The sequence below is a fragment of the Sphingobacterium lactis genome (genome assembly GCF_051951495.1).
In the GTDB taxonomy this organism is placed as follows: Bacteria; Bacteroidota; Bacteroidia; order Sphingobacteriales; family Sphingobacteriaceae; genus Sphingobacterium; species Sphingobacterium lactis_A.
Map to the genome: position 1 here is coordinate 531,373 of NZ_JBNHAS010000002.1, position 18,179 is coordinate 549,551.

The following is an 18,179-nucleotide window of genomic DNA, read 5'->3' on the forward strand; positions in this document are numbered from 1 at the left end:
TATTAACTTATTTTAAGGTAGCAGTTAGTATCTGGTTTGTTCGAACCCCTGCCTTAATTTCTCCACTTGGTATGATCAGCATGTCCTGATGTAATATGGCCGTCGTAGTGACTGGCCCCTTGCCAGGAATCGCTTCTAATGATCGCCAGGTATGGTCCTTAAGGTTTAGGCTCCAACAGGATTTGGTAAATCCAGGATGTTGCTCTAAGATATTATTTTTTAATGCAATTAAACTGTCTTTTTTCTGCAAATTGTCCGCTTGACTTATGTTTATTAATGCTTGTTCTACCTGATGAAAGGTCTGCCCATCATCTCCAGAAAATAATAGTAGATGATCCCTATAATATATGCCCGTACCAGCAGATATAGCCACCGGTAGTTCAGCAATCTTCTCGGCCGTTCCTTCTTTTGTCTGTATCGCTAATACATCTTGATGAAAGTTGCTCGGAGATTGCGCATTCCTTTTTCTACCTCCTGCTACATAGATGCAATCTTTGCCATTTTCAGTAACGACCGCATGGCTAAGCGAATAGGGAAGTTCCATAAATTCTTCCCATTGGCTGTTTTCTTTGCTTACATCTAAACAATAAACCTTATTGGATACCTCTTCATTATTATCACCGCCAACTACATATAGGTAATTGTTGAGATAGGCTCCTCCGGCATTACTCAAGGGTTTTGGAAGATCCCTTAATGGATGGTATTCCAATTCTTGTTTTTCGTTTAAACTATAATATCCGGCCGTGGCTGAAGGTCCTTGATGATCTTCTCCACCTAATATGAATAATTTGTTCTCAAAGCTGATATTGGCAGCATATGCTTTCACATGTGGTACATGAATATGCTTTTCAAAATGCAGTTGTTTATCTTGGATATGGTATAAATATCCTTGATGCTGATAGACTTTAGCTCCACCATTCCAAGGTTTAGCCTCCGGAAAATTTGCACCTCCAGCGATTATTAGATAGTCCTTTAGTATGCCTGTGATAGGACCAGCTATGCCTAGGTTAGCCTGCATTCCTTTGTCAGGCAATTGACTCACTTGCTGCCAATGCAATTCTATTGGAGCATCAGTTCTTTGACATGCCGCTGTAAAGAGCGTTAATAAAAGCAATCCATGCCTACGCATTATTTATTCGATTTAAATTGATCAAAACCTAAGTTGCTGACATCCGCTTTAAATGCGGCGTATTGTTGCTGATCCATATTGGCAATAGGTAACCTAAATTCACCACAATCTAAATCCACCAATTTCATATAGGCCTTTCCCGTAGCAATTCCACCATATTTACCCAATAATTGGATCATATCGATAGATTTCTGTTGCCATTTATTTGCTTCTTCTAACTGTCCCTTTTCATAACAATCCATTAGCTCATGGTATAATGGAGCTGCATAATTGTAGGTACTGCCAACTGCCCCTTTAGTGCCTAAAACCAATGCCGACAACATGTTTTCATCTCTTCCCCAAAGCATATCGTATTTTCCGTCTGCATAATTTAAACAGGATAGAAAATCCATGAAATCCTCATGCGTGTATTTTATTCCTCGGAAATTCGGAATCTGTCCATCAACCTCTTTTAACAGATTGATCATGCTGAAATTTCCTCCAGTTAATACAGGGATATGGTAATAGTAAAAGGCAGTGTTTGGGGCTGAGGCAGCAATTTCTTCACAACATTTCGCTAATTGTTGAATGTTTGCGGGCTTGAAATAATAAGGCGAGGTAAAGGAAATAGCATCAGCACCTTCACGCTCGGCTATTTTGGCTAACTCCATACACTCTTTGATATTCGTTCCACCTAGAAAAAACATTAAACTAAATTCATCATCTTGCTTTGATAATGCGGTCCATGCTTTTAATACGCTGACTTTTTCATCAAATGTCAAGGAAACACCTTCCCCAGTAGAACCACAAATGAATGCTCCTTTTATCTTATTCTGTTTTAATAACTCATAATAGGACGGAATTAATTCGCAATTCAAATTGCCATCCTGATCAAAAGGTGTAAATGGTGCCGCAACTAAGCCTTCAATTTTTTGGTTTAACATGCCTTGGTAAATTATATGGTATTAAGTTAATTCATTTATCTATGCTGTACTTCAGGGTAATATATTTTTATTTAGGTTTATTTAACATTTTTTTAAAATATATAATCTTAACAGCACGTTTTATTATTAGGTTTACATTTTGCTATTAGTCAGTCGTTTATCTTTTTAAAAGATCGATTAATCTTTAATATTTGATTATGTATGACATATAGAGCAATCAAATGTACTATATATTGTTTTACTTACAAATTATTTTTTGATATAATTGCAACTTATATTAATCCTTATAGACTATAACTATGAGTAATAACACTGGTTTCAGTAAGATAGGAAGTATCGATACTTCCAGTTTAGTTGATAAAGCTGAAGCGAAGATTATCCAATATATTCGTGAAAATAATGTAGAAATAGGAGAGGTTCTACCGAAGGAGCTTGATCTAGCAAGTAGTCTTGGGGTCAGCCGTACCGTAATTCGGGAAGCCCTACTTCGTTTAAAGACGGTTGGACTGATAGAATCCAAAAAACATAAGGGTGCCGTTTTAAGAAATCCTGATGTTTTGGGCTCTTTACGCAAGGTTTTTCATCCTTCCATCTTAGATCAGGATACTTTACGTGATATGTTTGAAATGCGCCTTGCATTGGAGGTGGGGATGGCAGATTTTATTGTGAATAAAATTACAGATGAAGATATTGCCGAGCTAGAAGAAATTGCTGATGGCATTGGTACTGGTGATGCAAATACCGCTTGGCAAATTGATGATGAGATTAAATTTCATGGCAGACTTTACAAGATTTCTCAAAACAAAATGTTGATGGAATTGCAAGAAATGCTTTACCCTATCTTCCAATATGTTCATCAAAGAGGACTATTGGAAAAAGAAGTAGGAGAGGTAGATTTCATATCCCATAAGGAATTAGTAGAAATACTTAAGAAAAGAGATGCTGAAGCTTATCGTCAAGCTATGAGAGTACATTTGAACAATCACTTTACAAGAATATTAGATTAAGAAAATCTAACCATAGTTATTTAAAGGGATCCTATAGTGGATCCTTTTTTTATGGATACCATGTGCTTGGATGCTGTCTGATAAAATTAAGCATCCTGTACCGTCCTGTTTGGTTACTGATTTATGTATCTCGATAATACAGTTGGAATTGACTATATTTAAGATACGCAATTAGGCTAACCTTGAAGGAGTAGATTATAACTCTATTTGTTGCACAACAATAGAACCTATTTTATTTAAAATTTATTACTTCTTAACCGATCAACATTATGACAAATAAGGTATCCAATTTTTTGAAGACCATTGAAATCTCTGATTTCTCAGCCACGCCCAAATATCAGCAATTGGCGAGTACCATCATTGATGCAGTGAAAGTTGGAACCTTAGAAAAAAATGATATGTTGCCATCGATCAATGAACTGAGTATGTATGTTGATATTTCTAGGGATACCGTGGAAAAGGCTTACAAATACCTCAAAAATTCAGGAGTAATTGCTTCCATCCCAGGAAAGGGTTATTATGTAGCAACTACTGATGTCAAACAGAGACAAAAAATAGCCCTGTTGCTGAATAAACTCAGTGCACATAAAAAAATCGTTTATGATTCCTTTGTTCGGGAGCTAAATGATGAAGCGGCAATCGATCTGTTTGTTTACAACAGTGATATTAGGTACCTTCAAACACTTTTAGCTAACCTGACTAAAACCTACGACTATTATGTTCTTTTTCCGCATTTCAAGGAAGGACGTGATCAAGCGCCAGATATCATCAACAAATACATCCCCCCAGAAAAGTTGGTATTGTTAGGCAAATTCATTGAAGATATTCATGGAGATTTTGCTGCGGTATATGAGCATTATGAAAAAGATATCTATGGAGCACTAGAGGAAGCAAATCAGGCTTTAAGTAAATACCATACCATCAAACTAATCTTCCCCGATAATTCCGATTATCCCAAAGCAATCATTAAGGGCTTCTACAAATTTGCGCAACAATATGCGTTTAATCATTCCTTGGTCTCAGAATTGACCAATGAAAAAATTAGTAAAGGAACATGCTATATCAATATTGCAGAAGATGACTTAGTCAAATTATTAGGAAAAATCTTGGTTAAACAACTCAAGATCGGAAAAGATGTAGGCATCATTTCCTATAATGAAACACCTTTGAAACAATTTATACTGAATGGAATAAGCACTATTTCTACCGATTTCGAAATGATGGGTAAAATGGCTGCCGATCTCATCAAAAGACATTCCATCGAACACCTGGAAGTGCCTTTTTATTTGAAATTGAGATCATCCGTATAGAGATCAGGCTATATATAAACAAAAAAGGGAAATCTTCATTTGATTTCCCTTCTTTATTTTCCCCGACATTGGTCAGGAAATATATGTATGTTGACTTGGATTCTTATTCAACAAAATCTAATTTCTTATTTAACAGGATATTCTTTAAAAATGCCCTGAACAACCTCTGGTAATTCATTAATGGCTCTTTCAGGAGCTTTAACCTCACCTGATCCACGTGCTTGCCATACCACTGTATTTGTTTTACGGTCTAAGGCTTCAATAATCAAATGGGAGTAGCGGTATTTTTCTTTCCCTACAGGGTAAGACGGTCCTCCATAATATCCCCAACCCCAAGGACGGTACCAACCCCATGGATATCCCCAAGTGGTATTGCCATACACTAAACGGCTTTTATTGTTCACAATGGAAATATATCGGAATAAAATATCCGGATTTTCTTTGCTGTATTGCATTCCACGAGCAGCCAATTCAGCATTGGCAGTGGAGAGAATATTTTCTCGAGCAATATCGTTATTGAAATAATTTTTAGATAAGGAGTCGACAGGTGTTAACCAACCGTATGTCTTATACTGTGAGAAATCTAATTTCTGAACCCTCGTCATGTTATAATTATACGAAGCACAGGAGGCAAGGAATAAGATGATTCCAGCAAAAAGTAATATCCTAAGCGTTTTCATAATCAGTATTTTAGGGTTAGACAAAATTTCCAATAAAAGGTTTAACGTTAAAAGTTAAATTTTGCAACCAAAGGCATTGTTCTCCCAGGGCCAAAAGCTTTAGGACTGACACGTAAGATTGGAGGTGCTTGAAAGCGTTTAAACTCCGCATTATTCAATAGCTTATTTACCCTTAATACAGTTGACTCATCAAAGCCCAAAGCAATGACATCCGAATAGGGTTTTTCTTGCTCAATCAATTGAAATAATATACTGTCTAATATGTCGTATTCTGGTAAGGAATCCGAATCTTTTTGACCAGGACGCAATTCAGCAGACGGTGGTTTGACAATGGTATTCATCGGGATGATCTCTCGATCACGATTGATATACTTGGCCAATTGATAAGCTTGCGTTTTGTACACATCACCAATGACACTTAAGGAACCTGCCATATCACCATATAAGGTGCCATAACCTACGGCAGCTTCACTTTTATTGGAGGTATTCAATAAGATGTTACCAAATTTATTGGATAATGCCATTAATAGTGTTCCTCGTGTCCTCGCTTGTATGTTTTCCTCCGTTGTATCCGGGTTTAACCCTTGAAATGCTTCAGCCAAGGTATGATCAAATGCCGAGGCGATATCTTTAATCGGTAAAATTAACTTTTGACATCCGGTATTTTCCACCAAGTCTAAGGCATCTTTTAAAGAATGGTCTGTGGAGTAAATGGAAGGCATCAACACGGATAATACCTGCTCAGGACCTAATGCTTCACATGCCAAGGCTGCTACCAATGCCGAATCTAAGCCGCCGGATAAACCTAGAACAGCTTTCTTAAAGCCAGATTTTTGAAAATAATCCCTTAATCCCAAAACGATCGCATCATGAATCAAAGCAATCTCCGAATATTGTTTTTCATCGGTTTTTGTATCAGAAACCAAATCATTCCCTTGAAATTCTACGAATTGCAAATCCTCCTCGAAACTCTTCATCTCTAACACACAATCCGCCTTTCTGTTCAGGGCCAATGATCGTCCATCAAAAATAATATCACATTGAGCACCTACCTGATTGACATAAATTAATGGGGCATTCCCTTTGATGACATTTCTGCTCAATACATTTTTACGATTTTCAAAATGTGTATAGGAAAATGGCGATGCCGCAATATTAATGATCAAATCAGGATGTTGCTTTGCTAATTCTTGCATGATGTCGCCTACATATGAATTTGGACCATCATCGTCCCACAAGTCCTCACAAACCGTTAGAGCAACTGTTTTTCCTTGAACATCAATGCAGGAAACCGAGCGACTAGGTTCAAAATAACGGTATTCATCGAAAACATCATAATCGGGTAAAAGACTTTTTTTAACGACCTGAGTGACCTCGCCATTTTCTAAAACCAAAGCAGCATTGTATAAGGATTTTCCTTCCCCATCTTTATTGGGTACAGGTGCACCAATTATGCAAGTGATATCCAAACAATGCTTCGCGATCTCTTCAATACTCGCATAACATGCTTTTAAAAATGCAGAATTACGTAGTAAGTCTTTCGCCGGGTAACCTCCAATAGCCAATTCAGCAAATACAATTAATCCAGCACCTGCAGATTTTGCCTTCTCGATCGCCTGTATAATCTTTGCATTATTCGCTTCAAAATTCCCAATATGATAATTCAGTTGTGCTAGTGCAATTTTCATGTTTCCCTATTTATGGTAAAATTAACGATAAATTCTGCTTTTCCCGTATTCCATTATATCGAAATTAGTCAATTAACATGCCTTTTTGCAAATCCATGAGCGATACTGATAGCAGATAATAGTAAACGGCTCCCTATAATAAGAAGCCGTTTACTTATAATTTCTAGTAGTATGAAATAAATATAATAAGGAGAGTTATTTAATACTAATAACTTCGATCGTAATATCTAGTGGAGAATCCTTAGGGACAATTAAATTCTTATCCTTATCGTATTGAGGTATATTATCAAAGCATAATGGTGACGGCGCTATATATCGGATCTTATGACCTTTTTTCAACCCACCAGGTATTAAACCGGTGAAAACGGTCTGGCCATTCAGCAAATATTCCTTTGGGAAGAAAGAATAAGGTATCACTGGAATTAGCTTACCATAGTTTATCCTTTCTGTTACCTTTTCGGTAGTCTCATCATATACAGTACCATTCATTAATTTTATAGAATATATCATTTCAACAGTAGGGGTAATAAACGAACCATTGGAAATAAAATATTCGTAAGTATCATCTGTTTTGGGTGCAAGAATCTCGTACCAAATCCCAGATCTTTTATCTAGCTCTGGATTGGTAAAATGTGTCCTCGCATAAGTTTCAAGCATTTCTTCTTGCGCATCAAATGTAGAGTCAATACGTGCTTGTTCCTTCTCGTTAACTTTTGGAGGTTCTTCTATATCATTCTTCAAACAAGAGCTCATTGACATTGCGGCAAATAGAGCTATAAACAAAAGGCTAATCTGTTTCATGGAATAGTTAAATAATTAATTTTTTAAGGTTTAATCGTTATTGCGATATTATATGTGCTAAAATAGCGAATTTATTTTGCTTATCGGTTAGGGATAAGCTGTAGAAAACAAAACAGTACCTATTGTTGTAGATGCCGTTTTATATAAGCATAAGTAATTGTTGAGCTTATTACATTTGGTTCACAAGGTTGATTACTTCAACTGTGTACTATACTGGTGAATCTTATGGTACAATAACTTCTCCTTTGGAGTTTTTACACTCTTTGTTATAATATACGTATGGAGAAGGAGCAATAAATTTATTATTCAGTTGTGCTAATGGTATTTTCATGTTTCCCTATTAATGGTAATAATTAACAATAAATTCTGCTTTGTCCGTATTCCATTATATGGTAATTAGGCAATTAACATACCTTTTTGCAAATCCATTAGCGATACTTTTAGTATATAACAGTAAACGGCTCCTAATCCTAGGAAGCCATTTACTTATTATTTCTTTTGCGAAGTATAATATCCGAAAATTGGATTTATTTAATGCTAAATACCTCGATTGTAAATTCTAGAGGAGAATCCTTCGGGATTTTTAAATTCTTATCCTTATCGTATTGAGGTACATTGTCGTAGCATAATGGTGATGGAGCGATAAATCGGATCTTATGACCTTTTTTCAACCCATCTTTTACTAAGCCGGTATAATACGTCTCACCGCCCATAATCACTGTTTCTGGGAAGAAGGAATACGGAAATGCTGGAATTAGATTACCATAGTTGATCTTCCAAGTTAACTTTTCAGTACTTGCATCAAATATAGTCCCATCCATTAATTTTCCAGTATACATCAACTCAACCGTAGGGGTAACAAAACCACCATTGGAAATAACATATTGGTAAGAAATATCCGTAGGTTCCGCTAGAATCTCGTACCAAATTCCAGATTTTTCATTAAATTTTGGATTGGTAAAATGCGTCTTCGCATAGGTTTCCAGCATTTCTTCTTGCGCATCAAACGTAGAGTCAATACGAGCTTGTTCTTTCTCGCGATCTTTGGAATTATCTTCAATATCATTCTTCATACAAGAGCTCATCGCCATCGCGGCAAATAAGACTATAAACAAAAGGCTAATCTGTTTCATGGAATAGTTTAAAATATAATTTTTAAGGTTTAATCGTTATTTCGGTATTATATGTGCAAAAATAACGAATTTATTTTGCTTATCGGTTAAGGATCAACTGTTGAAAACAAAACAGCACCTACTTTGGTAGATGCCGTTTTATATAAGTATAAGTAATTGTTGAGCTTATTACATTTGGTTCACAATGTCGATTACTTCAACTGTGTACTCTACTGGTGAATCTTTTGGTACAATAACTTCTCCTTTGGAGTTTTTACGCTCTTTGTTATCATATACGTATGGAGAAGGAGCAATAAATTTAAATTTATGACCTTTCTTAACACCATCAGCGATCATTCCGAATACCTGACTCTCACCGTTGATGGTGATTGTTCTAGGAAGGAATGCACGAATCCATGCATTGGTCACATTAATATTCGCGTCCGGACGCATTAAGAATGCCTGTGCAGTAGCCGAAGCATCTTCGAATACGGTTCCATCTAACAATCTTCCTACGTATTTAACCGTGATTTTAGGAACTGTATAGCCATTTCCTGAAACAACCCAATTATAGGATCTATCCGTAGCTGCTGCTAAGGTGTCCATATACATGCCGGTCTCCTGATTATATATCATATTTTCAGAGTAATGCTCAGCTGCATAAGCCGCTAAATCATCTTTTTGTGCTTCTAAAGTAGAGTCAATACGTGCTTTCTCTTTCTCATAATCAAAATCATCCACGTAATCATTTTTCATACATGAAGTAATCGTTCCAACAGCAAGTAGGGCAATAATAAGTAATTTGAAATTTTTCATAAGTCGTTATTAGTATTATAAGTATTACAGTCATGAACGCTCCGTTAACCGTAAACGCTACACAGAAAGTGTTAAATTTTTAAAATTTTTAACATTTCCTTTGTGCTCAGGTAATTCGATCGACGTGTTATGACCTTAAAATCAGGGTCTAGTATGACCGTGAGTGGAAAAACTGCTTTTTCCTTTTTCCCTAAAAAAACTTTTGCGATCGAATGATATTCCCCAACTTTTTTAGCTCGAACTTGATTCGTAAATGCCTGACCTTCGAAAAATAATGTATCGGTTGTCTCAGCATCCAAGGATACAGCATAATAATCTGCATTTACCTTTTTAACCACGTTAGGATCTTGAAATCCTTCGGAAAGCATCTTTTTACAATAAGCACACCAATCTGTATGAATAAACAAAAGCACTGGCTTTGGATTTTCAGCCAAAGAATCGCTTAGTTGCTCGAAACTTAACCAAAGGATTTCCTCCTTACTGTGTGTTTGTGCACACAGTTGGGAGGAGGAAAATCCTGCAAGAAGTAAGATAAATGCAAATAGTCTCATTAATGGAAATGTCCTAGTTTAACACCAAATGTTACTGTTCGTGGACGCGATGGTCCATAAATGTATTGTGAATCTCGAAGCGCTCCAGTGTCAAAATCTTTCTGGAAGGCATTGAACATATTCTGTACACCCCCAAATACCTCAACACTAAATTCTTTCTTCACTTGGAAGGTATAGCCTAAACGCAAATTGATTTCATAGAATTCTTTACCTGTTTTCAAAACCATGGATTCTGGAGCTACCATATGAGGCACCAACATCGATCCAGTGTATACAGACGTCAAATCCACACTGAAAGGTTTCACCGGTTTCCAATTGGCATTCAAGTACCCGTAAACATTAGGCGTACGAACAAAGCGTTTACTGCTGATATTCTCCGCAGCGCTTGGTCCTTCAAATAAAAGCTGATCGTCCTTGTATTCCGAACGTTGAATTGTTCCTCCAGCTTGGAAACTTAAATCTGCAGACGGTGCCACATTCAATTCGATATTTGTTCCATAAACCATCGCTCCTGTACCATTTCGCATCTCTTCGATAATAAGATTCTCTTCTTCCGAAGTCATAACAGTGGTAAAAGGATTATTTAATTGGGTATAGAAACCTTCCAGTAATAAACTGGTCTGGGTTGTTCCAAAATTCTTGGTAAAGTTCAATGAACCTGTATAGGCATTCGAATACTCTGTTTTCAGGTTTTCACCGATTAAAACGAAGACCTGCTGTCCCCCAACTGAGGTGACATGCATGTCTTCGTTAAATGCCTGAGGGGCTCTAAATCCGCGGGCAAAGCCTCCACGGAATTGTAGGTAATCGGTAATGTCGTAGAGTAGGGTCAAGCGTGGACTAAATGTGCCAAAGCTCTCTGATGAGCTTCGGTTATGTCCGGCGAGGCTATAACTGCCATCAACATAGGTATAATCGTAACGTGCGCCCAATAAGGACTTCAAGTTTTCTAAGATGTTCCATTCATATTGTACATAACTGCCTAGACCATGTGTTTTTTGATCAATAGTCCGTTGGTATCCCGGGATTTTATCCTTGGTATGGTTGTTATTGAACTCCACGCCGGCAGTTAAGACATCACGTTCAAAAGTATAGGTGTATTGTGTTCCAGCAACCATGGCAAAATCATCGGTATCACCATATGAATTGGCTGCCAAAACACTGTCCTGATGGGTTCTCCCGCCACCCAGACCGCCATAGAAGCTTTCGCGATCAGTAAATTGTGCAGAACCATATAGAGAGATTTTGTGTTTATAATCTTTTGAATAATGATCATATGTTAATCCGCCAATAAGCGAGTTCGTGCGCAATTGCTCCGTAACATCGGTGAAATGTGGTGCTTCTTCAATTCGATCTCCACCACGACGGAACTCATTCAACACACTTAAATCCAAGGTGATCTTGTCGAAATCCGATGGGCGGTAGAAGGCCTTGGTACCAAAGGTCAAGTTCTTCAATTTAGTCATCTCAGAAAACCCATCACCATTGTGATCGTAAGCTTCTCTGTTACGGTGCATCCCATAAAATGTTACACCCGTTTTCAAGTCGTTATCAATATAAGAGCTGTTGAAATCAATGGTGTTATCCCATGCTTTGCCACCGATAATGGCATTGGTCGATTTTAATTGCCAGTCGTTTTCTACAGGATCCTTAGTAATGATATTGATGGTACCTGCAATCGCATTGGCACCAAATAAGGCAGATCCACCACTACGTACGACCTCAATACGATCTATCATACTTGTCGGGATTTGGTCTAATCCATAAACGGAATTTAGCGCACTGAATACTGCACGGCTATTGATCAGGATTTGCGAATAGGCACCTTCCATTCCGTTCAGGCGTACTTGGCTAAAGCCACAATTCTGACAATTATTCTCCACCCGTACCCCTGGCTGATAATTTAATGTTTCAGACATCGCCACAGATTGTGTCGCGTTGAATAGTTTTGGACTTAATACATTGACGATAACCGGTGCTTTCTTGCGCTCCATGCCATAACGAGAGGCACTAACCACCACTTCACTTAAATTCAGGTTATCTTCATGTAAGTTAATGTGGATTGGCTGTTTCTGATCAGTCGCACTTACTTGTTTTTTTAGGGTTTGATAACCAATAGCACTAATGCTTATGCTCTTCACAGGAGCTTTCACAGCATCTATATGGAAATTCCCTAAACTATCAGTAGCAGTTCCTTGTTTGCTACCATCCACTTGTACCGTGGCGTTTGCTATTGGTTCGTTCTTTTGATTCTTTACGGTGCCACGAATTTGGGCATGTATATTTATAGTGCCCATAACAAATAGGGACACCATCAGGACTATCCTGAAGATTTTTAATGTCATATGGTATTTAGCAATAATAAATGATGTATGCGTATCCAATCTGGACAAAACATACGAATACAGTTAGCCCTGTGAAACCTTGTTCATGGGCATTAAAATGATGATATATTACGCTAAATAACTAGGGGGGTCCAGGCCAGTGTAAAAGGCTAGGGCTTGTTTGATTTCCGCATAAACCTGCTCGGCATAATCAATTTCGGTTAGAATCTGTTGAATTGGAGCTGTAAAAGTCTGCGATTCCCAATTCAGATAACTGCCTTGAAAGACAATATCTAAAAATCTGATCTCCGCATCCGAGTGGTGTTTGTGGTGATGTTTCTCCCCTAGGTTGTAAGGGTGAATGTGGGTGACAATCTCGCCGGTTGAAGTAACCTCCTTGTGCATAAATACAACGCCACTAATAATAATACCCACCATCCAGTAAAACAGGAAATGGGCAATAAATTGGCGATATGGTCGGATGAACTTCATGTAGCTTAGGACGTATCCTCCGCAAAATTAGCGATTTTGTTACGACACATCCAAATGATTTCTATGTTAACAACAAATATATTGGATTTTCGCAATTCCTTGATTTGAAACATCATCAAGTACTACAGAAAGTCATCTAACCATAAGTTTACTTATCCTTTAAACTACGATAATAGAAGTGAAAATTTACAGATTTGACGAGCAGATTTCAAGCAATTATTTTTATTTTTCATGTAAGTTTTTCTGTGATAAAACTTTGCTTTCTACTTGGCTTTTGCCTGACGTCTAATCGACTTTTAGAGAGGTTTTCTTTGGTACTTATTCGGATCTCCTTCGGAACTTGTTCGGAACTCCTTCGGATCTCGTTCGGTTAGAAGCGAACGAGATCCGAAGAAGATCCCTATGAGATCCATGGAAATTCCCTAGGGTTATCGAAGGAAAGTGGAGGGGTGAGATGTGAGATATTAGACCGCTTCGCTATTAGATATGAGATAGAAAGGCATTGAACTCTTTGGAGAATAGGCTGTCTATTATTTATAATTTAAAAAACCGGGCAGACATTCTTTTACTCTCTGAGTTGGAAATGAATTAAAGCCCCTTAAAACTGATTTGAAGATATACTAGATGGCGGGCGATGCATGCATCGCCCCTACAAACAACCGTGAAAATATAGGCGACAAATACCCTAACTGTAGGGTCGAAGCATGCTTCGACCGCATCAAAATAAAATCTCTTAAAACTATCTCGCTACTTGGTCTAAATACTTTATACTATCGACTAAATACTGTCCGCAGGGCTCAGACTCTTCGTTACGCTCTGAGTTGTAAATAACATGATCAACCACCTTATCAATCTCAAATCTAATATCGCAGCGATCTAAATAGATGGAAGCATACTTCAACCGCATCAAAATTATCTCTTAAAATTATCTCGCCAATAGGTCTAAATACTTTATACTATCGACTATATACTGCCAGCAGGGCTCAGACTCTTCGCTACACTCTGAGTTGACTTACAGACATCTTGCGTCTGTTGTCTTGTGTCTATTGTCTAAACTCTCTTAGCGCAGCGGTCTCCTAAAGCAATTTATTATTCTCATCAGGGAAGATCACCATAGGTTTGAAAGTTTTGGCTTCTTCACGTTCCATGGTTGCGTAGGAGATGATGATGACGATGTCACCGACTTGCACTAGGCGTGCAGCGGCTCCGTTTAAACAGATGGTACCAGTGCCACGTTCTCCTGGGATAACATATGTTTCCAGACGGGCACCGTTATTATTATTAACCACTTGTACTTTTTCATTGGCGATTAAGTCAGCAGCCTCCATTAAGTCTTGGTCAATAGTGATGCTTCCTACATAATTCAACTCCGCTTGTGTAACACGAGCACGGTGAATTTTTGATTTCATTACTTCAATAAACATGTTGCAAAGTTAGGCTTTTCGATGTAAATGCTTTGTAAATTATTTTGTGCTATCTGCTTCCTGTAAGATGATATTGTCGATTAAACGTACGTTTTCTACCCAAACAACGATTAAAGCTACATAGCCTTTTCCAGGTTGAATACTTTTTACTGGTTCAAGGCTGCTGGATTCAACAATACTCAAATATTCTAATGTCAATGCGGCGTTACTAGCAAGTAAGGCCTTTGCATTTTCTAATAACTCCTCAACAGTTTGTTGATGAATATTGTCCTTGATGTAACGCAGGGCTTTAGAAAGATATAGCGCATTTTCTTTGCCTTCTTCCGATAACCTTGCGTTTCTAGAACTTAAGGCTAAGCCCTTCTCACTACGGACAGTCGGGCAAATCAACAATTTGATCGGCAATTCTTTGATGTCAATCATGCGTTGGATGACCATTACTTGTTGAAAATCCTTTTGACCAAAGCATGCTTGATCCGGTTTGACTAAAGAAAAAAGTTTATAAACGATTTGTGTAACACCTTGGAAATGGCCTGGACGATGTTCCCCTTCCCAGATGCGGTCTAGATTTCCCAAGTCAATATGCCATTCTGGATCATTCGCAGGGTACATCTCCTCTACACTTGGTAGGAAAAGAATGTCACAAGCTACCGATTCCAATAAGACAATATCATTTTCTATAGGTCTGGGATAATTCTCCAAATCTTTAGGGTCATTAAACTGCGTGGGATTTACGAAAATACTGCAAACGGTAATGTCTGTTCTTGGCTTTGCGTATTCGATTAATGAAAGGTGACCTTCATGCAAAGCACCCATAGTTGGAACTAAGGTGATGGTTTTGTTCTCCTGACGGACTTGCTGGAGAATCTCCTGCAGTTCGGCTTTAGTACGTACTATTTTCACGTCAAAAATTTAGAAATTAGCTGCAAAAATGAGGAATAAAGTTTAAATTATAAAACGATGATTTTTAATCAATTGTAAAATTGATAAATTATATGTATCTTTGTAGACCGATTTTACTATTCAATAAATAAAAAAACAGTTGGAGATGGCAAAAACGAAAATCTTGTTTATTACCCATGAAATGTCGCCTTTCCTTGAATTAAGTAAAATTTCTGAAATAACACGCCAGTTACCACATGCTATGCAAGAAAAAGGATTCGAGATTCGAATTCTAATGCCACGCTTTGGAAACATCAACGAGCGCAGAAATCGTCTTCATGAAGTGATAAGGTTGTCGGGAATGAACATTGTGGTGGACAATAATGATAATCCGCTAATTATTAAGGTAGCATCCTTGCCGGCGGCAAGAATGCAAGTGTACTTCTTGGATAACGAAGAGTATTTCCAACGGAAGAAAGTATTCCGTGATGAGCAAGGGAAATTCTTTGATGACAATAACGAAAGATCCTTATTCTTCTGTAAGGGTGCTTTGGAAACTGTCAAGAAACTAGGATGGTCACCTGATGTGGTACACTGCCACGGATGGTTCACCGCTATGGTTCCTGCTTATTTGAAGACCGTTTATCAGAATGATCCTACTTTCAAAGATGCTAAGGTGTTTTACTCGCTCTTCAAAGAGGACTTTGAAAACGCTAGCTTAGGAAGTAAGTATGCTGAGATGGCTTCACAAGTGGACATCGACGCCGATAAATTGAAAGATTATGCTTCAGGTTCTTATGTTGATATCTGTAAAGGTGCGCTTTCATTTACTGACGTAGTGATCAAATGCGATGAAGGGATCAATCCGGAAATCAATGCTTATATTCAAGAGCATAATATCCGTACATTTGAACCAGCTTCAGATGAGGACTATGATGCTTTCGGCGAACTATATGATGAGTTCGTAAATGAAGAGGTTTCAGCTTAAGCTGCTCTTCAAAGAATCGAAATACGATTTAGAATATATAAAATAATATAAGCTGCATCTCGTTAAGATGAGCAAGAAGATTTGAAAAAGGGCTTTAAGCATAAAACTTAAAGCCTTTTTTATGTGCTTCAGGTTTAATTGAGCATCTTTATGCAGATTTAAATAACAATATTGGCAATGAAAATTAAAGTAGGTTTTGGTTTTGATGTCCACCAAATGAAAGAAGGACATCCTTTTGTTGTTGGAGGCGTAACTTTAGATCACCACGCTGGTGCATTTGGACATTCTGATGCCGATGTATTGGCACATGCAATTTGTGATGCCATTCTTGGTGCAGCCAATTTGGAAGATATCGGTTATCATTTCCCAAATACGGATATGCGCTGGAAGGGTGCCAACAGTTTAGATCTATTGCGTCACTGCATCGTTTTGATTAAAGAAAAGGGCTTTTTACTAGGCAATATCGATGGAATGATTTGTTTGGAAGCACCTAAGATTAAGCCATATATCCCTCAAATGAAAGCTAATATTGCTGAGGCAGCAGGTATTTCTGTGGAGGATGTATCTATCAAAGCGACTACAAACGAGCAAATGGGATTCATCGGAAGGGAAGAAGGTGTTGTTGCCTATGCAGTTTGCCTATTGGAAAAACAAGCTTAGTCGATATTTTCCGACTTCGGTCTAAAATAATTAATGGCAAGGATGACCGCTATAAAAGCGAGCAAACTGCCTAAGTAAAATGGAGCGCCTGGTAAATATACCGAGGCGTTCTTTTTGGTAAATGCAGAAAACAGACTGGTCATCAATAATGGGCCTATGATGGCTGTAAGGCTGATAATACATGTTAAGCCTCCTTGAATTTGTCCTTGTTCATTAGCTGGTGTCTGATTGGATATGGAGCTTTGAATGGCAGGGCCAGCGATCCCAGCGAATACATAAAATATACTCGTAGCGTATAACCATCCGGTGCTAGGTGCTATACCCATGGCTAGAAGTGATATGCTGTTCAAGAGTAGACCCAATACAATGGCTTTTGGAATACCCAGTTTTGGAATTATTATTCGAATTAGTCCTGCTTGTACTATGGTCAGTAATATGCCGATAAAGCCTAAGGAATAACCTACCATTCGTTCATCCCAATGGAATTTCTCCATGGTGAAGTAGGACCAGGTACTTTGTACAGCATGGGCTGCCACGTTTATCAGGAAAATACAGATGACCAAGGCTTGAATTTGGGGGTATTTCCCAATATGCCGAAAGCTACCTATTGGATTGGCGTTTATCCAACGGAAGTTTCTTCGGTTTTCTTTTTTAAGAGATTCAGGTACTACGAAATAACCATAAAGGAAATTCAAGAAAGAGAGACCAGCTGCTGCAAAGAAAGGGATTCTAGAACCGTAATGCCCAAGTACACCACCCAATACAGGACCAATAATAAAGCCTAAACCAAAGGCTGCTCCCAATAACCCAAAGTTTTGAGCTTTGTTTTCTGCTGTACTGACATCGGCAATATAAGCTGCAGCAACAGTATGACTTGCACCAGTAATACCGGCTACTAGGCGGCCAACAAACAACCAGAATATGGAAGGGGCAAAGCCTATGAGCAAGTAATTGATGGTGAAACCAAATAAAGAACACAATAATACCGGTCTACGACCAAAATGATCAGATAAGTTGCCCAATATAGCTGCAAAAAAGAATTGCATAAAGGCATAACAGAAGGTGAGCCAACCGCCATAAGAGGAGGCTTGACTCAAGTCACCATGTATCAGCTCTTTGATTAGTGCCGGCATTACTGGGATGATAATTCCCAATCCAATAGAGTCTAAAACAACCGTAATGAAGATGAAAAGAAGTCCTGCTTGTGATTTAGTATTCGGCATAAGATATAACGAAGGTAATTATTTTGAAGCACAATCGTCTAGTACGCTATAAACAGCTCAGCTTCTTTTAGGTTTTAATTTTTTGTTGCCAGAAATACAGGTTTTTATGTAGAAAATGATGATGTAGAAAATGGGTTTTAAAGCCTGATTAGCTGTGGTTTTGAAGAAA

17 protein-coding genes are annotated in these 18,179 nt (G+C 37.9%); 4 read left to right on the top strand and 13 right to left on the bottom strand.

Annotated features, from left to right (window positions below; genetic code table 11):
- Positions 1-7 precede the first annotated feature (7 nt).
- Both ACP6L2_RS09935 and ACP6L2_RS09940 read right to left on the bottom strand, forming a co-directional pair.
- Positions 8-1,129, bottom strand: coding sequence for a hypothetical protein (locus ACP6L2_RS09935; protein ID WP_440509048.1), 1,122 nt, complete (start codon positions 1,127-1,129; stop codon positions 8-10).
- Positions 1,129-2,052 (bottom strand): dihydrodipicolinate synthase family protein, encoded by a 924-nt coding sequence (locus ACP6L2_RS09940; RefSeq protein ID WP_440509049.1) that lies wholly within the window; start codon positions 2,050-2,052, stop codon positions 1,129-1,131. The genes ACP6L2_RS09935 and ACP6L2_RS09940 overlap by 1 nt, the downstream gene beginning before the upstream one ends.
- A 299-nt stretch (positions 2,053-2,351) precedes the next feature.
- On the opposite strand from ACP6L2_RS09940, the gene ACP6L2_RS09945 reads away from it, so the two are divergent.
- Together ACP6L2_RS09945 and ACP6L2_RS09950 are read left to right on the top strand one after the other, a co-directional pair.
- A complete protein-coding gene (locus ACP6L2_RS09945) occupies positions 2,352-3,059 on the top strand; it encodes a FadR/GntR family transcriptional regulator (protein WP_440509050.1) in 708 nt (235 codons plus the stop codon).
- A 269-nt stretch (positions 3,060-3,328) separates the two neighbouring features.
- Positions 3,329-4,369 (top strand): GntR family transcriptional regulator, encoded by a 1,041-nt coding sequence (locus ACP6L2_RS09950; RefSeq protein WP_440509051.1) that lies wholly within the window; start codon positions 3,329-3,331, stop codon positions 4,367-4,369.
- A 125-nt stretch (positions 4,370-4,494) separates the two neighbouring features.
- Here the strand turns inward: ACP6L2_RS09950 and ACP6L2_RS09955 are convergent, their stop codons facing one another.
- From ACP6L2_RS09955 to panC, 10 genes are all read right to left on the bottom strand, one after another.
- Positions 4,495-5,049 carry a DUF4136 domain-containing protein gene (locus ACP6L2_RS09955; RefSeq protein ID WP_440509052.1) on the bottom strand — a complete coding sequence of 185 codons (555 nt, stop codon included), beginning with the start codon at positions 5,047-5,049 and terminating at the stop codon, positions 4,495-4,497.
- Between the two features lie 47 nt (positions 5,050-5,096).
- Positions 5,097-6,737: an NAD+ synthase gene (locus ACP6L2_RS09960; RefSeq protein ID WP_440509053.1), complete on the bottom strand. Its 1,641-nt coding sequence runs from the start codon at positions 6,735-6,737 to the stop codon at positions 5,097-5,099.
- A gap of 195 nt (positions 6,738-6,932) precedes the next feature.
- Complete coding sequence (locus ACP6L2_RS09965; RefSeq protein ID WP_440509054.1) at positions 6,933-7,538, bottom strand: hypothetical protein; 606 nt, start codon at positions 7,536-7,538, stop codon at positions 6,933-6,935.
- Between the two features lie 527 nt (positions 7,539-8,065).
- A complete protein-coding gene (locus ACP6L2_RS09970) occupies positions 8,066-8,671 on the bottom strand; it encodes an FKBP-type peptidyl-prolyl cis-trans isomerase (RefSeq protein WP_440509055.1) in 606 nt (201 codons plus the stop codon).
- A 168-nt stretch (positions 8,672-8,839) separates the two neighbouring features.
- Positions 8,840-9,466 (bottom strand): FKBP-type peptidyl-prolyl cis-trans isomerase, encoded by a 627-nt coding sequence (locus ACP6L2_RS09975; protein WP_440509056.1) that lies wholly within the window; start codon positions 9,464-9,466, stop codon positions 8,840-8,842.
- Between the two features lie 71 nt (positions 9,467-9,537).
- Positions 9,538-10,017, bottom strand: a complete 480-nt coding sequence (locus ACP6L2_RS09980) for a thioredoxin family protein (RefSeq protein WP_440509057.1) — start codon at positions 10,015-10,017, stop codon at positions 9,538-9,540.
- Positions 10,017-12,362: a TonB-dependent receptor gene (locus tag ACP6L2_RS09985; protein WP_440509058.1), complete on the bottom strand. Its 2,346-nt coding sequence runs from the start codon at positions 12,360-12,362 to the stop codon at positions 10,017-10,019. Before ACP6L2_RS09985 ends, ACP6L2_RS09980 begins: the two co-directional genes overlap by 1 nt.
- A gap of 108 nt (positions 12,363-12,470) precedes the next feature.
- On the bottom strand, positions 12,471-12,833 hold the full coding sequence (locus ACP6L2_RS09990; protein ID WP_440509059.1) for a hypothetical protein: 363 nt from the start codon (positions 12,831-12,833) through the stop codon (positions 12,471-12,473).
- Between the two features lie 1,076 nt (positions 12,834-13,909).
- Positions 13,910-14,257, bottom strand: coding sequence for an aspartate 1-decarboxylase (gene panD, locus ACP6L2_RS09995; protein WP_440509060.1), 348 nt, complete (start codon positions 14,255-14,257; stop codon positions 13,910-13,912).
- A gap of 39 nt (positions 14,258-14,296) precedes the next feature.
- Positions 14,297-15,160 (bottom strand): pantoate--beta-alanine ligase, encoded by an 864-nt coding sequence (gene panC / locus ACP6L2_RS10000; protein ID WP_440509061.1) that lies wholly within the window; start codon positions 15,158-15,160, stop codon positions 14,297-14,299.
- Positions 15,161-15,305: 145 nt separating this feature from the next.
- On the opposite strand from panC, the gene ACP6L2_RS10005 reads away from it, so the two are divergent.
- Positions 15,306-16,127, top strand: coding sequence for a glycogen/starch synthase (locus ACP6L2_RS10005; protein WP_440509062.1), 822 nt, complete (start codon positions 15,306-15,308; stop codon positions 16,125-16,127).
- Between the two features lie 177 nt (positions 16,128-16,304).
- Positions 16,305-16,787: a 2-C-methyl-D-erythritol 2,4-cyclodiphosphate synthase gene (gene ispF / locus ACP6L2_RS10010; protein ID WP_440509063.1), complete on the top strand. Its 483-nt coding sequence runs from the start codon at positions 16,305-16,307 to the stop codon at positions 16,785-16,787.
- Here ispF and ACP6L2_RS10015 read toward each other — a convergent pair.
- A complete protein-coding gene (locus tag ACP6L2_RS10015; protein ID WP_440509064.1) occupies positions 16,784-18,010 on the bottom strand; it encodes a TCR/Tet family MFS transporter in 1,227 nt (408 codons plus the stop codon). The two genes, ispF and ACP6L2_RS10015, sit on opposite strands and share 4 nt — an antisense overlap.
- Positions 18,011-18,179: the final 169 nt, after the last annotated feature.

Coding starts and splice junctions, on each gene's coding strand:
- ACP6L2_RS09935 (WP_440509048.1), bottom strand. CDS start 1,129: ATGCGTAGGCATGGATTGCTTTTATTAACGCTCTTTACAGCGGCATGT.
- ACP6L2_RS09940 (WP_440509049.1), bottom strand. CDS start 2,052: ATGTTAAACCAAAAAATTGAAGGCTTAGTTGCGGCACCATTTACACCT.
- ACP6L2_RS09945 (WP_440509050.1), top strand. CDS start 2,352: ATGAGTAATAACACTGGTTTCAGTAAGATAGGAAGTATCGATACTTCC.
- ACP6L2_RS09950 (WP_440509051.1), top strand. CDS start 3,329: ATGACAAATAAGGTATCCAATTTTTTGAAGACCATTGAAATCTCTGAT.
- ACP6L2_RS09955 (WP_440509052.1), bottom strand. CDS start 5,049: ATGAAAACGCTTAGGATATTACTTTTTGCTGGAATCATCTTATTCCTT.
- ACP6L2_RS09960 (WP_440509053.1), bottom strand. CDS start 6,737: ATGAAAATTGCACTAGCACAACTGAATTATCATATTGGGAATTTTGAA.
- ACP6L2_RS09965 (WP_440509054.1), bottom strand. CDS start 7,538: ATGAAACAGATTAGCCTTTTGTTTATAGCTCTATTTGCCGCAATGTCA.
- ACP6L2_RS09970 (WP_440509055.1), bottom strand. CDS start 8,671: ATGAAACAGATTAGCCTTTTGTTTATAGTCTTATTTGCCGCGATGGCG.
- ACP6L2_RS09975 (WP_440509056.1), bottom strand. CDS start 9,466: ATGAAAAATTTCAAATTACTTATTATTGCCCTACTTGCTGTTGGAACG.
- ACP6L2_RS09980 (WP_440509057.1), bottom strand. CDS start 10,017: ATGAGACTATTTGCATTTATCTTACTTCTTGCAGGATTTTCCTCCTCC.
- ACP6L2_RS09985 (WP_440509058.1), bottom strand. CDS start 12,362: ATGACATTAAAAATCTTCAGGATAGTCCTGATGGTGTCCCTATTTGTT.
- ACP6L2_RS09990 (WP_440509059.1), bottom strand. CDS start 12,833: ATGAAGTTCATCCGACCATATCGCCAATTTATTGCCCATTTCCTGTTT.
- panD (WP_440509060.1), bottom strand. CDS start 14,257: ATGTTTATTGAAGTAATGAAATCAAAAATTCACCGTGCTCGTGTTACA.
- ACP6L2_RS10005 (WP_440509062.1), top strand. CDS start 15,306: ATGGCAAAAACGAAAATCTTGTTTATTACCCATGAAATGTCGCCTTTC.
- ispF (WP_440509063.1), top strand. CDS start 16,305: ATGAAAATTAAAGTAGGTTTTGGTTTTGATGTCCACCAAATGAAAGAA.
- ACP6L2_RS10015 (WP_440509064.1), bottom strand. CDS start 18,010: ATGCCGAATACTAAATCACAAGCAGGACTTCTTTTCATCTTCATTACG.